This is a genomic window from Streptomyces sp. NPDC001068 (assembly GCF_042897315.1).
GTDB lineage: Bacteria > Actinomycetota > Actinomycetes > Streptomycetales > Streptomycetaceae > Streptomyces.
Window position 1 is genome coordinate 257,599 of sequence record NZ_JBIAYD010000006.1, and the last position, 14,713, is coordinate 272,311.

The 14,713-nt window shown below is 72.3% G+C and carries 12 protein-coding genes; 9 read left to right on the forward strand and 3 right to left on the reverse strand.

What is annotated here, in order from left to right; genetic code table 11:
- Positions 1-6 precede the first annotated feature (6 nt).
- Positions 7-1,467: a hypothetical protein gene (locus ACFY3I_RS18820; protein ID WP_365293042.1), complete on the reverse strand. Its 1,461-nt coding sequence runs from the start codon at positions 1,465-1,467 to the stop codon at positions 7-9.
- 255 nt (positions 1,468-1,722) lie between these two features.
- Between ACFY3I_RS18820 and ACFY3I_RS18825 the strand changes: the two genes are divergently transcribed.
- Both ACFY3I_RS18825 and ACFY3I_RS18830 read left to right on the forward strand, forming a co-directional pair.
- Positions 1,723-2,127 (forward strand): hypothetical protein, encoded by a 405-nt coding sequence (locus tag ACFY3I_RS18825; RefSeq protein WP_365293039.1) that lies wholly within the window; start codon positions 1,723-1,725, stop codon positions 2,125-2,127.
- Between the two features lie 36 nt (positions 2,128-2,163).
- Entirely contained in the window at positions 2,164-3,033 is an 870-nt protein-coding gene (locus ACFY3I_RS18830; RefSeq protein ID WP_390861543.1) for a spermidine synthase, read from the forward strand.
- 25 nt (positions 3,034-3,058) lie between these two features.
- Here ACFY3I_RS18830 and ACFY3I_RS18835 read toward each other — a convergent pair whose 3' ends face one another.
- A complete protein-coding gene (locus ACFY3I_RS18835; RefSeq protein ID WP_390861544.1) occupies positions 3,059-3,589 on the reverse strand; it encodes a hypothetical protein in 531 nt (176 codons plus the stop codon).
- A gap of 98 nt (positions 3,590-3,687) precedes the next feature.
- Here ACFY3I_RS18835 and ACFY3I_RS18840 point away from each other — a divergent pair, with 98 nt between their 5' ends.
- From ACFY3I_RS18840 to ACFY3I_RS18850, 3 genes are all read left to right on the forward strand, one after another.
- Positions 3,688-4,398 (forward strand): response regulator transcription factor, encoded by a 711-nt coding sequence (locus ACFY3I_RS18840; RefSeq protein ID WP_365293031.1) that lies wholly within the window; start codon positions 3,688-3,690, stop codon positions 4,396-4,398.
- Positions 4,395-5,846, forward strand: a complete 1,452-nt coding sequence (locus ACFY3I_RS18845) for a sensor histidine kinase (protein ID WP_390861545.1) — start codon at positions 4,395-4,397, stop codon at positions 5,844-5,846. The genes ACFY3I_RS18840 and ACFY3I_RS18845 overlap by 4 nt, the downstream gene beginning before the upstream one ends.
- Before the next feature lie 108 nt (positions 5,847-5,954).
- Complete coding sequence (locus tag ACFY3I_RS18850) at positions 5,955-7,439, forward strand: cellulose binding domain-containing protein (protein ID WP_390861546.1); 1,485 nt, start codon at positions 5,955-5,957, stop codon at positions 7,437-7,439.
- Between the two features lie 111 nt (positions 7,440-7,550).
- Here ACFY3I_RS18850 and ACFY3I_RS18855 read toward each other — a convergent pair whose 3' ends face one another.
- Positions 7,551-8,993 carry a GH1 family beta-glucosidase gene (locus ACFY3I_RS18855; protein WP_390861547.1) on the reverse strand — a complete coding sequence of 481 codons (1,443 nt, stop codon included), beginning with the start codon at positions 8,991-8,993 and terminating at the stop codon, positions 7,551-7,553.
- Positions 8,994-9,662: 669 nt separating this feature from the next.
- On the opposite strand from ACFY3I_RS18855, the gene ACFY3I_RS18860 reads away from it, so the two are divergent.
- The 4 genes from ACFY3I_RS18860 to ACFY3I_RS18875 all read left to right on the forward strand — a co-directional run bounded on the left by ACFY3I_RS18860 (position 9,663) and on the right by ACFY3I_RS18875 (position 14,696).
- Entirely contained in the window at positions 9,663-10,979 is a 1,317-nt protein-coding gene (locus ACFY3I_RS18860; RefSeq protein WP_390861548.1) for an ABC transporter substrate-binding protein, read from the forward strand.
- A gap of 157 nt (positions 10,980-11,136) precedes the next feature.
- A complete protein-coding gene (locus ACFY3I_RS18865; RefSeq protein WP_390861549.1) occupies positions 11,137-12,129 on the forward strand; it encodes a carbohydrate ABC transporter permease in 993 nt (330 codons plus the stop codon).
- A 14-nt stretch (positions 12,130-12,143) separates the two neighbouring features.
- Entirely contained in the window at positions 12,144-13,064 is a 921-nt protein-coding gene (locus ACFY3I_RS18870) for a carbohydrate ABC transporter permease (protein ID WP_351323060.1), read from the forward strand.
- A gap of 174 nt (positions 13,065-13,238) precedes the next feature.
- Entirely contained in the window at positions 13,239-14,696 is a 1,458-nt protein-coding gene (locus tag ACFY3I_RS18875) for a GH1 family beta-glucosidase (protein WP_365292173.1), read from the forward strand.
- The last annotated feature ends 17 nt before the right edge of the window (positions 14,697-14,713 follow it).

The window sequence follows — 14,713 nt, forward strand, 5'->3', positions numbered from 1 at the left end:
TCGGCCCTACACGCCCCGCGGGGTCGACGCGTGCCGGTCCAGGAACTCCTGGACCCCGCTTGCCCGCCTGTGCGGCAGCAGCACCCGGGCCGTCCCCGCCAGCATCCCCTGGATGCGCGAGGACTGGACCTGGTCCAGCAGCTTCAGGACCCGCAGGCCCGCCAGCGCCGCCTCGTCCGGACGCCCGCCGCGGGCGAGGTCGTCCGCGAGTTCCGCCGTGTACAGCGCGATGTTCCTCGTGAAGTGCGGATCCTGCAGTTCGGCGGCCCTGCGGGCATGGCGCGCGGCCCGCCGCCAGTCGCCCAGCGTGGACCAGCACTGCGCCTCCAGGCCCTCCAGTTCGGCCTCTCCGTAGAAGCTCATCCACTCGGGGTCGGCGTCCGAGTGGCCCCGCTCGAAGAGGGCCTGGGCCCGGACCAGGGCCTGCTCGCAGCCGGTGCGGTCGGCGAGCCCGGCCCAGCCGCCCGCCTCCCGCAGCGCGAGCAGGGACATCAGGCGGGCCGAGCCGAGCGGCCGGCCGACCCGTTGGGCGGCCTGTGCCGCCCGCACCGCCTCTCTCGGCCGTCCCGCGTCCCGGGCCAGGAACGCCGTGTTGCAGAAGGCGTGCGCCTCCAGCCCCGGGTCCCCGGTCATCCGGGCCGTCGCGAGGGCCTCGGCGTAGTGCGAGCGGGCATCGTCGAAGCGGCCGGAGTCGTGGGCCAGCCAGCCCACCGAGATGGCCAGTTCACCGGCGCCCGAGTGCAGGCGGTCGGCGGTCGTCTGCCGGGTCGCGCCGGCGTCGAGCAGCGCGTACGCAGCGCGCAGCGGAGCCGCCGCACGCCGGTACAGACCGTCCGCGCCGTGCCGGTCGTCGAGCAGCCGGATCCGCCGTACGGCCTCTTCCAGGGCGGCCGCGTGCGAGGACCCGGCACGGTGTACCGGCCGGTCCGCCGCCACGGCGTCGATGGTGGACCCCAGGGGGCCCAGCGTGGCGGCGGCCACCGTGGCGCCTCCGCCGGTCATGAATAGGCGACGCAGCACGTCGCTCTCCTCGTAGTTGTCGTGCGTCTCGTACGTGTCCTGCGGGTGATGCGTGTCCTGCGGTTGAAACCTGTCCTTCGGGTCGTACGGCTCGACCGGCTCGCGCGTCTCACCGACGACGAGGGCGAGCGGGCCGTCCTCCGACGGCCGTGAGCCGCGTCCCCGGACGGCCGAGCGAGGCGCGAAGCCGAGGTCGGCGAGCGTGCGACCGGGGAACATGTGCAGGAACACCCGTTCGTACGCGTAGTTCGGGCAGCGGATCTCACCCGCCTCGACCCGGCCGATGTAGCGCGCGTCACAGCTCACCCGCTCGCCGATCTCGCGGGCGGCGCGCCGGACCAGCCCGGCGAACTCGGCCGGCGAGTGCCGGCCGCGTAACTGCCGGAAGGTGTGGTTCGGCCGTACCGGCCGATCGGGCTGCGACGAGGTCGTGATGGACGACGCCATGGCCGGGTCCTCTCGTGCGAACCGTCGAACCATGCCGGACTCGTACTGAGTTGTCCGAGTGGACCCCTGATCCCGGCGGGCAAGAACGTACCTGCTGTGTCGGACCGGTGACGCTGGGTTTGGCTACAAACCGGATATCTCATGCACGATCTGCCATGAACTGCCATCCTTTGCGGCTGACTTCCGCCGTAGCCGTTGACGCGGTGGCGCGTTGGACCTCGCGGACGGCAATGGGGCTGCGCGGTGGAGGCCGGGATGGAGACCAGCCAGAGCAACGATCCTTGTACGCCGCCGCCGGATCCGGTGGCGGACGACACGGGGTGCGACCTCGTGACGGTACCGGCCCGGCAGGGCCTGGAGGCGGTCGACATCCTGCGCCGGGGAGCCGCGGACGCGGTGGGACCGGTGCTCCACGACGACGGATGCGACACCCTCGGCTTCGTGGTGCCGGCCGGTACGGCGGCCTGCTGGGACGTTCCCGGAAGCACCTGCACCGGGACCGAGGGGCGCGGGCTGCGGCTCAACCCCGACCCGCCCGTGGAGGGCTCCGACTGGCTGCTGCCGCCCGGTGAGGCCGACCTGGCGACGGACCCGGCTGTGCTGCGCCGGGCGCTCGGGGAGGCGGCCCGGCTGATCGAGGCCGCTGACGGCTGCTGCTGAATTCCCGGCACGGCCACGGCCTGCGAAAATGGCGCAATGGGCAAGTCCAGGAACGCACGGCGCCGGTCGGCCGCCGCCGAGGCGGTCGTCGAGACGGTCGACGGCGGCCTCGCCCAGCTGATACCCGACCCCGAGCGCGGCCGCGCGTGGACCCTGCTCATCGACGGCGCCCCCCAGTCGCACGTCGATCTCGACGACCCGGCCTACCTCTCGTTCGAGTACCAGCGCCGCCTCGGCCATGTGATCGACCTGGTCGCACCGCCGGGCCGACCCGTGCAGGCGGTGCACCTGGGGGGCGGGGCGTTCACGCTGGCGCGGTACGCCGCGGCGACCCGGCCCCGGTCCACGCAGCAGGTCGTCGAACGGGACGCGGCCCTCGTCCAACTGGTGCGGCGGGAGCTGCCGTTGGATCCGAACGCGCGGATACGGGTGCGGTCCGTCGACGCCCGGGAGGGGCTGGGCAAGGTGCCGCGTGGGTGGGCGGACCTGGTCATAGCGGATGTGTTCAGCGGGGCACGCACCCCGGCGCACCTGACGTCCACGGAGTTCCTCGACGAGGTGCGCGGCGTGCTGCGGCCGGGGGGAACGTACGCGGCGAACCTCGCGGACGGTCCGCCCCTCGCGCACCTGAGAGCGCAGATCGCCACCGCCGGGGCGCGGTTCGCCGAGGTGGCGGTGGTGGCGGACGCGGCGGTCTGGCGGGGGAAACGCTTCGGCAACGCGGTGCTGGTGGCCGCCGACAGCCCGCTGCCGGTCGCCGAGCTGACCCGGCGCTGCGCGTCCGACCCGCACCCGGGACGGCTCGAACACGGCCGGGCGCTGCGGGACTTCACCGGCGGCGCGGCCGCCGTGACCGACGCCGTGGCGGTGGCCTCGCCCTCCCCGCCGCCCTCCGTCTTCCGGTGAGGCCGCGGGAACGCTCCCGCGGTCGTCAGTACGTCTCGACCTGTACCTGCGGCGGACCGTCGTGCCAGGTGCAGAACACCGAGACCCGGTCCGTGCTCCGGCTGAACTCGATGCGGATCCAGGTCTCCGTCTTCCACACCTGCATCGACCAGCCGGTGCCCGGTGTCGCCGAGACCAGGGTCGCGCCGGTGTCGCCCAGGTCGAAGACGGCCCGGCCGCCGTCGGTGTCGTAGGCCTTGACCGCACCGGACGCCGCCGGGGCGGACGGGGCCGGGGTGGACCTCGGAGCGCGGGCGGGCGCCGGGGCCGATGCGGAGGCCGTCGCCGACGGACGCGACGGGACGGTGGGCGAGGGGTCCGGCGGACGGGACGTGGCCGGCGCGAGCGGTTTGGAACCCCGCGCCGTCGGGGCGTCGTCCACCGCCGTGATCGGAAGAGCGCGCGGCGGATCGTAGGCGGTGCCCGCCATCACCGTGTGGACCCCCCACCACGACAGCGTGACCGCCGCGCCCGTGGCGAGCAGCCAGGCCAGTACGTGTACGAGTCCTCTGCGCATCGCGGCCCATACTGCCTCAGCGGCACCGCCCCGCGCACCCGACCCGAGTTGTCCACAGGCCCCGGCCGGGGCGTGCCGCATGGCGTACGGTGCGGCGCATGGCAAGTGTGCTCGTGGTCGAGGACGACCAGTTCGTACGCTCGGCGCTCATCCGGCACCTCACCGACGCCTCGCACACCGTGCGCAGCGTCGGTACGGCCCTGGAGGCGCTGCGCGAGGTCGCCCATTTCCGCTTCGACGTGGTCGTCCTGGACCTCGGACTGCCGGACCTGGACGGCTCGGAGGCGCTGAAGATGCTGCGCGGGATCACCGACGTGCCGGTGATCATCGCGACCGCCCGGGACGACGAGGCGGAGATCGTCCGGCTGCTCAACGCCGGTGCGGACGACTACCTGACCAAGCCGTTCTCCGTCGAGCACCTGTCGGCGCGGATGTCCGCCGTACTGCGCAGGGCGCGGTCCGGCGGGGGCGAGCCGGCGCCCTCCAGCGTGCTGCGGGTCGGCGGTCTGACCGTCGATCCACTGCGCCGGCAGGCCGAGTTGGACGGGGCACGGCTGGATCTCACCCGGCGCGAGTTCGATCTGCTGGCCTTCCTGGCCGGGCGGCCCGGGGTCGTCGTACCGCGCAAGGAGCTGCTGGCGGAGGTGTGGCAGCAGTCCTACGGGGACGACCAGACCATCGACGTGCACCTGTCGTGGCTGCGAAGGAAGTTGGGCGAGACGGCTGCCCGGCCGCGTTATCTGCACACACTTCGGGGGGTCGGCGTGAAGTTGGAGCCGCCGGGCGGGGAAGCGAGGCCGGTCGGATGAGATGGGCACTGGTCAAGGTCTGTCTGGCGGTCACCGCGATGGTCGTGGTCGCCTTCGCGGTCCCGCTCGGCCTGGTGGTCAAGGAGATGGCACGCGACCGCGCCTTCTCCAACGCGGAGCGGGAGGCGGCCGCCGTCGCACCCGCCCTGTCCATCACCACCGACCGGGACAAGCTGGAGCGGGTGGTGGCCTCGGCCGGCGCCGACCGGGGCATGGCCGTGCACATACCGGCGCCCCGGGGCGGCACCGCGGTCGACATCGGCCGGCAGCGCGCCGCCGGCCGTGACATAGCCACCGTGAGGAAACTGGGCCGGGCCTCCACGACCGAGGTGGCGGGCGGCTCGACGCTGCTGCAGCCCGTCGCGCTCGGCTCCGGCGCCATCGCGGTCGTCGAGGTGTACGTCCCCGAGTCCGAGGTGACCCACGGCGTCTTCACGGCCTGGGCGGTGCTGGCCGCCGTCGGCCTGGCGCTGGTCGTCGGCTCGGTCGCGGTCGCGGACCGGCTGGGCGTGCGGATGGTGCGGCCCGCCCGGCGGCTGGTCGAGGGCGCGCACGAACTGGGCGAGGGCAAGCTCGGCTCGCGGGTGCCCGAGGACGGGCCGACCGAACTGCGGCTGGCGGCGGCCGCGTTCAACTCGATGGCCGACCAGGTCGTCCAACTGCTCGCCAACGAGCGGGAGCTGGCCGCCGATCTCTCGCACCGGCTGCGGACCCCGCTCACCGTGCTGCGGCTGAACGCGGCCTCGCTCGGCGACGGGCCGGCCGCCGAGCAGACCCGGGCCGCGGTCGCCCAGCTGGAGCGCGAGGTCGACACCATCATCCGGACCGCCCGCGAGGCCAAGCCGCAGACGGCGGCGGCCGGGCCGGGCGCCGGGTGCGACGCGGCCGAGGTGGTGCGGGAGCGGATGGGGTTCTGGTCGGCGCTCGCGGAGGACGAGGGACGCAAGTGGCGGGTGGCCGGTGCCGACCGTCCGGTACGCATACCGGTGGCCCGGGCCGACCTGGCCGCCGCCCTCGACGCGCTGCTCGGCAACGTGTTCCGGCACACCGCCGAGGGCACCGCCTTCGCGGTCGACGTGCACAACGCGGACGACGCGGTGATCGTGCTGGTCTCCGACGCCGGGCAGGGCATCCGGGACCCGGAGGCGGCGATGGCCCGCGGACGAGGTTCCGGAGCCGCCGGGTCGACCGGACTCGGCCTGGACATCGTGCGCCGGCTCGCCGAGTCGACCGGCGGAGACGTGCGGATCGGCTCGTCGGTGCTCGGCGGGACGGAGGTGCGGATCTGGATCCAGCTGGACGACGGGAAGCCGGTGCGCAAGGGGCATCGGGGCTCGATGCGCCGACGCCGTTCGCGCCGGCAGGCGGGGGAGGGCGGCAGGCGGGGCGGCGGCGAACCACCGGAGAAAACGGTCTCGACCTTTAATCGGTCCCGATCCCTTCCTTAAGCGCACCCTAAGATCCCCAACCGCCTTACCTATCAGGCCGTTTGTCCGAATCCCGGTCGCTAGCGTGCTGCCGCACCCCCCATTCGGCAGGCAAAGGCAGGCACGCGCATGAGCACGCACCGGCGCAGCATCGGTGGCAGGAACAAGGTGATAGGCGGTCTGGTCGCCGCGGCCGTGGTCGGTGGCGGGGCGATCCTGTTCACCGGCATCGCGCAGGCGGCCGGGGTCGGCGCCGCGTACACCAGGACCAGCGACTGGTCGACCGGGTACACCGCGCAGTACGTCGTGACGAACAACAGCGGCGCCACGGAGAAGGACTGGACCATGGAGTTCGACCTGCCGGCCGGTGCGAAGCTCAGCTCGCTGTGGAACGCCGAGTCCACGGTCAGCGGCCGGCACGTCACCGTCAAGCCGCCGAAGTGGGACACGGACGGCCTCGCCGCCGACGAGTCGGTGACCGTCGGCTTCGTGGTCAACGGCACCGGCGACCCGACCGGTTGCCGCATCGACGACGCGAGCTGTTCCGCGGACGGCACGGCGACCCCCGAGCCCAGCGGCCGTCCGACGCGGCCCGCCACGCCGACCCCGACCCCCAAGCCCACCGCCACGGCCTCCGCCACCCCGGCCCCCACCCGCACCGCGACGGCGACCCCCACCCCGACCCCGACCCCCACCCGGACCACCGGCACGGGCACCACCGCCGCCGCCGGTTTCGCCCCGTACGTCGACACCTCCCTCTACCCGGCGTACGACCTCCTCGCGGCCGTCGACGCGACCGGCGTGAAGAACTACAACCTCGCCTTCGTCACCGACGGCGGAGGCTGCACGCCCAAGTGGGGCGGGGTGACGGACCTGACGAGCGACGGCGTGGCGGCCCAGATCGGCGCCCTGCGCGCCAAGGGCGGTGACGTCCGGGTCTCCTTCGGCGGCGCCTCCGGCTCCGAACTGGCGACCACCTGTTCGTCGGCGGACGCGCTGGCGGCCGCGTACGGCAAGGCCGTGGACGCCTTCAGGCTGACCAAGGTCGACTTCGACGTGGAAGGCGGCGCGCTGCCCGACACCACCGCGAACACCAACCGTGCGAAGGCCATCGCCAAGCTCCAGGCGAGCCACCCGGACCTGGACGTCTCCTTCACCCTGCCGGTCATGCCGGAGGGCCTCACCCAGGACGGCGTGAACCTGCTCGCCGACGCCAAGGCCAACGGCGTGAGGATCGGCACCGTCAACATCATGGCGATGGACTACGGCCCCGCCTACAACGGCGACATGGGCACGTACGCCACCCAGGCGGCCACCGCCACCCAGGCCCAGGTCAAGAGTGTTCTCGGACTCTCCGACGCGGCCGCCTGGAAGACGGTCGCGGTCACCCCGATGATCGGTGTCAACGACGTCGCCACCGAGGTGTTCAAGGTGGACGACGCCACCCAGCTCGTGGACTTCGCCAGGTCCAAGGGCCTCGGCGGTCTGTCGATGTGGTCCGCCACCCGCGACAAGCAGTGCGCGGGCGGCACCAAGCCCACCGCCGACGCCACGTGCAGCTCGATCACCCAGCCCCAGAACGCCTTCGCCAAGGCGTTCGCGGCGATCGGCTGACCGCCGGCCCACCGCACCACCGGCACGGGCCGGAGGCGGGTTCACCCCCAGGACCGAACCACAGCCTCCGGCCCGCACGGCTGCCGCGGTCCGGCCGGGTTCCGGGCATGGTCAGTTCACCGCACGAGGCGCTGCACCAGATGGCCGGGGCAGGGTTCCCGTCCGGGCCGCCTCCGCGTACCAGTGCGCGCTCGACTTCGGCGTGCGGGCGAGGGTCGCGTAGTCGACGTACACGGCTCCGAAGCGCTTGCCGTAGCCGTACGCCCACTCGAAGTTGTCCATCAGGGACCACAGGTAGTAGCCCCGCACGGCGGCGCCGTCGTCGATCGCGCGGCGGACCGCCGAGAGGTGGCCGTGCAGGTAGGCGATCCGTTCCGGGTCGTGCACCCGGCCGTCCGGGTCGGGCTTGTCGTCGTAGGCCGCGCCGTTCTCCGTGACGTACAGCGGCAGCCCCGGCGCCTCGGCCGAATACCGCATGATCAGCTCGTACAGGCCGGTCGGGTCGATCGTCCAGCCCATCTCCGTGCGCTCACCCGGCGTCTGGTGGAAGGCCACGTCGTCGGCGCCCGGCCAGGGCGAGTGGTCGCCGCCGCCGTGCCCGTCGGCCCGGGGTCCGGCCGCCGTGCCGGACGCGGCGGAGACCAGGGCCGGCGTGTAGTAGTTGAGGCCGAGGGCGTCCAGCGGCTCCCGGACGGCGGCCAGGTCCCCGTCCAGGACGTACGACCAGTCCGTCACCGAGGCCGTCGCCGCGAGCAGCGTCCGCGGGTAGGCGCCGTGCAGGATCGGGCCGTGGAAGACGCCGTTGGCCAGGTCGTCGATGGTCCGGGCCGCGGCCAGGTCCGCGGGGCTCTGCGTCAGCGGCCGTACCACCGACGAGTTGAGGCTGACGGCGACGCGGCCGCGGGCCGGCAGCACCGAGCGCAGGGCCGAGGTGCCCAGGCCGTGCGCCAGGTTGAGGTGGTGGGCGGCGCGCAGGGCGGCGGCCGGATCGGTGCGGCCGGGGGCGTGCACGCCGGAGCCGTAGCCGAGGAAGGCGCTGCACCAGGGCTCGTTGAGGGTGGTCCAGAGCTGGACCCGGTCGCCGAGGGCCTCGCCGACGATCCGCGCGTACTCGGCGAACCGGTACGCGGTGTCCCGTTCCGGCCAGCCGCCCGCGTCCTCCAGTTCCTGCGGCAGGTCCCAGTGGTAGAGCGTGAGCGCGGGCTGGATGCCCTTCGCCAGCAGCTCGTCGACCAGGCGCCGGTAGAAGTCCAGCCCCACCTGGACCGCGGGGCCCCGGCCGGTGGGCTGGACCCGTGACCAGGAGACCGAGAACCGGTACGCGTTCAGGCCGAGGTCCGCCATCAGGGCCACGTCGTCGCGGTAGCGGTGGTAGTGGTCGACCGCGATGTCACCGGTGTCGCCGCCGGCCGTCCTGCCCGGGGTGTGGCTGAAGGTGTCCCAGATCGAAGGGGTCCGGCCGTCCTCCCGGACCGCGCCCTCGATCTGGTACGCGGAGGTCGCGGCGCCCCAGAGGAAGGCGGACGGAAAACTCCCGGTCGGCGATGCGGGCATGGAAGCGCTCCCATGGTCGGTGGGGCCCCATTATGCATGGGAGCGCTCCCATGGAGAAGGGCCTGCCGGGGACGGATCGCGCCTCAGATGTGCCCCGCCCGGGGCCGCCTCCCCGGCGTGGCCGGAACCGCCCCGCCGGGCCCGGCCGCGGTGGCCCGGCGGGAACGAGGGACCGTTCACCTTCCGGCGGGCGGTCCTGGGCCGGAACCTCTCAGTCCGGAAAACCCCCGTGCCGCACCCCCGTACCGTGCGACGCTTGGGGCGCCAGGGAACTGCTGCCCCGGTGACCTGCATGATTCCGGTGCGAGACGGGCCGATGTCCGCCAGGTGAACCCGCATGGCGCGACACGTTCCCGTGACGTGCTGAACACGCTTGCGCAACAACGCCGTTTTCAAGTCTTGACAGCTGGCCCGGCAGGAACCAGTCTTCCGGCATGCCGCGTGGGAGCGGTCCCACGGGTAGACGGGGGAACTTCTCCCGTGTGGACCGAACCACCTCATGGCCCTTCCCTCTGTCGTCACCGCACCCCGTTGACCAGCACCTTTTCATCGCACGCCGAGTGCGGTGGGCCGGCCGCTGCTCGCACCAAGAGGGCAGGTCCGGACCGTCGAGACCCCGGCGGTCTGATTCCTGAGATCCCGTTCCCCACTGGAACAAGGAGTAGTGGAATGCGCATCACCCGTACCGGCCGGAGCGGCCGCAGAGCGGCGGCCCTGACCACATCGGTCCTGACCGCCTCGGCCCTGCTGCTGACCGGTTGCAGCGACGACAGCGGCTCGGACGCCTCGGACTCCAACGGGAACATCACTCTCACCGTCGCCGACTTCGGTCAGTTCGGCTACAAGGAAGCCGACCTGTTCGCCAAGTACCACAAGCTGCACCCGAACATCACGGTGAAGGAGCAGACGACCGCCAACGAGCAGGACTACTACCCGAAGCTGCTCCAGCAGCTGAACACGGGCAGCGGTCTGGCGGACGTCACCGGTATCGAGGTGGGCCGCATCAAGGAGGTCGTGGACACCCAGGCCGCCAAGTTCACCGACCTGAGCAAGACCATCGACGTGAACGACTGGGTCTCCTGGAAGGAGAAGCAGGCCACCGCCGCGGACGGCACGGTCATCGGCGCCGGCACCGACATCGGCCCGATGTCCCTGTGCTACCGCACGGACCTCTTCAAGCAGGCGGGTCTGCCCACCGACCGCGAGGCCGTCGCCAAGGCCGTCGCCGGCGGCTGGGAGGACTACCTCAAGCTCGGCGAGCAGTTCAAGAAGAAGGCCCCGTCGGGTACCTACTTCATGGACTCGGCCAGCGCCATGTACAACGCGGTGGTCAGCTCCTCCGCGCAGCAGTACTACGACGCCAGCGGCAAGGCGATCTACAAGGACAGCCCCTCCGTGCAGCAGGGCTGGAACCTGGCCGCCGAGGCCGCGTCCAAGAAGCTGACCCAGGGCCTGCCCCAGTTCACCGACGCCTGGACCGCGGCGCTGCGCAAGGGCACGGTCGCCACCGTGGCCTGCCCCGCCTGGATGGCCGGTCAGATCTCCACCAACTCCGGTGACTCCTTCAAGGGCAAGTGGGACATCGCCAAGGCGCCCGGTTCGACCGCGGCCAACTGGGGCGGCTCCTTCCTGGCCGTGCCCAAGAGCGGCAAGCACGCCAAGGAGGCCGCCGACCTCGTCAAGTGGCTGACCGCGCCGGAGCAGCAGGCCGAGGTGTTCAAGGCGATCGGCGTCTTCCCGTCGAACAAGGGCGCCTACGACCTGGACAGCGTGAAGAACGCCAAGCTCCCGTACTTCAGCGACGCGCCCATCGGCCAGATCTACGCCGACGAGGCCAAGTCCATCCCCGAGGCGGTGCTCGGCCCGAAGGACGCCACCATCAAGGACACCATCTCCACGCAGATCAACAACATGGAACAGCGGGGCACCAAGCCCGCCGACGCGTGGAAGGCCGCGACCGACCAGATCGACAAGGTGATCGGCTGACAGCCCGCGGTGCGGGCGGCCCCTGCGGCCGCCCGCACCGCGCTGTGCCGCGTCGGCCGTGCGGCTCCCCCCGCACGGCCGCCCGGCTTCGACCCGACGGGACGCCCCGGCGTCCGCAGCCCACTCCCCGGCCGTGATTCCAGGAAGGAACTCCCCCGTGGCCACGACAACCCCCACACGGGGTGCCCCCACCCCGTCCGCCGGCGGCACCGGTGCCGCGCCGGACGGCCGCGGCACCTGGCGCAGCCGGCTGTGGCGCTTCGACGACCTGGCATCCCCGTACGCGTACATCGCCCCGTTCTTCCTCGTCTTCGGCGCCTTCGGGCTCTACCCGCTGCTCTACACGGGCTGGATCGCCCTGCACCGGGTGGAGATGACGAGCCTCAGCCAGTCCGAGTGGGTCGGGTTCGACAACTTCACCAGGATCCTCCAGGACTCGGAGTTCTGGACCGCGGTCACGAACACCTTCCTGATCGGCGTCATCTCGACCGTCCCGCAGCTGCTGGTGGCCCTCGGCCTCGCCCACCTGCTCAACTACAAGCTGCGCGCCAGCACGTTCTGGCGGACGATCGTCCTCACCCCGTACGCCACCTCGGTGGCGACCGCGGCCCTGGTCTTCGCGCTGGTGTTCCGCGCCGACGGCGGTCTCCTCAACTGGGTGCTGCACTTCGTCGGCATCGGCAACACCGACTGGGGCAACGGCGAATGGACCTCGAAGATCGCCATCTCGGTCATCGTGATCTGGCGCTGGACCGGCTACAACGCGCTGATCTACCTGGCCGCCATGCAGGCCGTGCCCACTGATCTGTACGAGGCCGCCTCCATCGACGGGGCCACCCGCTGGCAGCAGTTCCGCAAGGTGACCATCCCCTCGCTGCGGCCGACGATCCTGTTCACCATCGTGATCTCGACGATCGGCTCCATGCAGCTGTTCGGTGAGCCGCTGCTGCTCCAAGGCGGCACGCTCGGCTCCACCGGCGGCAGCGAGCACCAGTACGAGACCCTCAGCATCTACCTCTACAACTACGGCTGGAAGCTCGGGCACCTCGGTCCGGCCGCCGCCGTGGCCTGGGCCATGCTCGCCCTGCTGCTGCTCATCGCCCTGATCAACCTGATCGTCGGCCGGTTCGTGCGCAAGAGCGCGGCCTGACGGGAGCGACCTCGATGACCACGACCAGCCCCACCAAGACCGCGCCGGACCTCGGCCCGGTACCGCCGGCCGCGTCCCCGTCCACCGGCCGCGTCCGCCTCAAGCTCGGCGCCGGACAGCAGCTCAAGGGCGGCCCGCTCACCTACCTCGCCCTGGTCGTCGTCGGCCTGGGTTCCGTCTTCCCGCTGTACTGGACCCTGGTCGCCGCCTCGCACGACCAGCAGCGGGTCCTCGACAGCCCGCCCCCGCTGCTGCCGGGCGGCCGGCTCTGGAGCAACCTCCAGACGGCCTGGGAACAGGCCCACCTGGGCAAGGCGATCGTCAACAGCGTCATCGTGTCGGGGTGCATCACCGCGGCGACGCTGTTCTTCTGCACCCTGGCCGGCTACGCCTTCGCCAAGATGCGGTTCCGCGGCCGGGGCGCGCTGATGACCGCGGTCATCGCCACCCTGACGATCCCGCCGCAGCTCAGCGTGGTCCCGCTGTTCATGATGATGTCGGACATCGGCTGGGGCGGAAAGCTGGAGTCGGTGATCTTCCCGACGCTGGTCGGCGCCTTCGGTGTCTTCTTCATGCGCCAGTACCTGCTGGAGGCGCTGCCCTACGAGCTCATCGAGGCGGCCAAGGTGGACGGCGCGACCAACATCCGCATCGTGTGGAACGTGGTCCTGCCCGCGGCCCGCCCCGCGATGATGGTGCTCGGCATGCTGACCTTCGTGCAGGCGTGGAACGACTTCTTCTGGCCCTTCCTCGCGCTGAACCAGGACAACCCGACGCTCCAGGTGGCGCTCGGCCAGCTCAGCGCCTCCTACACCCCCGACCAGTCCATCGTCATGGCCGGCGCGCTGATCAGCACCCTGCCGCTGCTGCTGGTCTTCGTGATCTTCGGCAAGCAGATCGTCGGCGGCATCATGGCGGGCGCCGTGAAGGGCTGACCAGCCGTCAAGGCCCGGGCGCCGACGCCGGCCTCCCGCCTGTCCGCCGTCCCGTACGGCCCGCCCCGCGGGCGGGCCGTACCCGGCCGGGCGCCCCGCGCGCCCCAGCCGGTTCCCGCCCGCAGCAGCACCCGTCCCACCCCTTCCCCACGCCACTTCGGGAGCGTTCTCACCATGACCGCCGTACGAACCGAGACCACCGCGCAGCCGGCCTCCGACGCCTCCTTCCCGCCCGGCTTCGTCTGGGGGGCCGCCACCGCCGCCTACCAGGTGGAGGGCGCCGCGGCCGAGGACGGCCGCACCCCGTCGATCTGGGACACCTTCAGCCACACCCCCGGGAAGGTCCGCAACGGCGACACCGGTGACATCGCCGCCGACCACTACCACCGGTACGGCGACGACGTGGCGCTGATGAAGGACCTGGGCCTCCAGGCCTACCGGTTCTCCGTCTCCTGGTCCCGGGTGCAGCCCACCGGCCGGGGCCCCGCCGTGGAACGCGGCCTCGACTTCTACCGGCGGCTCACCGACCGGCTCCTGGAGGCGGGCATCACCCCCGTCGTCACCCTCTACCACTGGGACCTGCCCCAGGAGCTGGAGGACGCGGGCGGCTGGCCGCACCGGGACACCGCGCACCGCTTCGCCGACTACGCCGAGATCATGGCCCGCGCCCTCGGGGACCGGGTCGGGATGTGGACCACCCTCAACGAGCCCTGGTGCAGCGCCTTCCTCGGCTACGGCTCCGGCGTGCACGCCCCCGGCCGTACCGACCCGGCGGCCACCCTGCGCGCCGCCCACCACCTGAACCTGGCCCACGGGCGGGCGGTCGGGGCGCTGCGCGAGCACCTGCCGTCGAGCGCGCAGGTCTCCCTCACCCTCAACCTGCACCAGGTGCGCCCGCTCGGCGACAGCGCGGCCGACGCCGAGGCCGCCCGCCGTATCGACGCGGTCGGCAACCGGATCTTCACCGGGCCCGTCCTGGACGGCGCCTACCCCGAGGACCTGCTCGCCGACACCGCGCACATCGTCGACTGGTCGGAGCTGGTGCAGGACGGCGACCTCGCGGAGATCTCCCGCCCCATCGACCTGCTCGGTGTCAACTACTACTCCCCGACGGTGGTCTCCGCGGCGACCGCGGACGGCGCCAGCACCCGCGACGACGGCCACGGCGCGAGCGACCACTCGCCGTGGACGGGCGCCGGCGACGTCGCCTTCCACCTGGCCAACGACCGGCTCACCGCGATGAACTGGGCCATCGACGCGAGCGGACTGCACACCCTGCTGACCGGCCTGGCGGCCTCCCACCCCGGGCTTCCGCTGATGGTCACCGAGAACGGCGCGGCCTTCGACGACTACGTCTCCCCCGAGGGCCTGGTCAACGACCCGCAGCGGATCGCCTACGTGCACGCGCACCTGGACGCGGTCCGGCGGGCCGTCGCGGACGGCGCCGACGTGCGTGGCTACTTCCTGTGGTCGCTGCTGGACAACTTCGAGTGGTCCTACGGCTACTCGAAGCGGTTCGGAGCGGTCTACGTGGACTACTCCACCCAGCGCCGCATCCCCAAGGCCAGCGCACACTGGTACGCGGACGTGATCCGCCGGAACGCGCTGCCGGCGGCGGACGGGCAAGGCTGACCCGGCACGCCCACAGG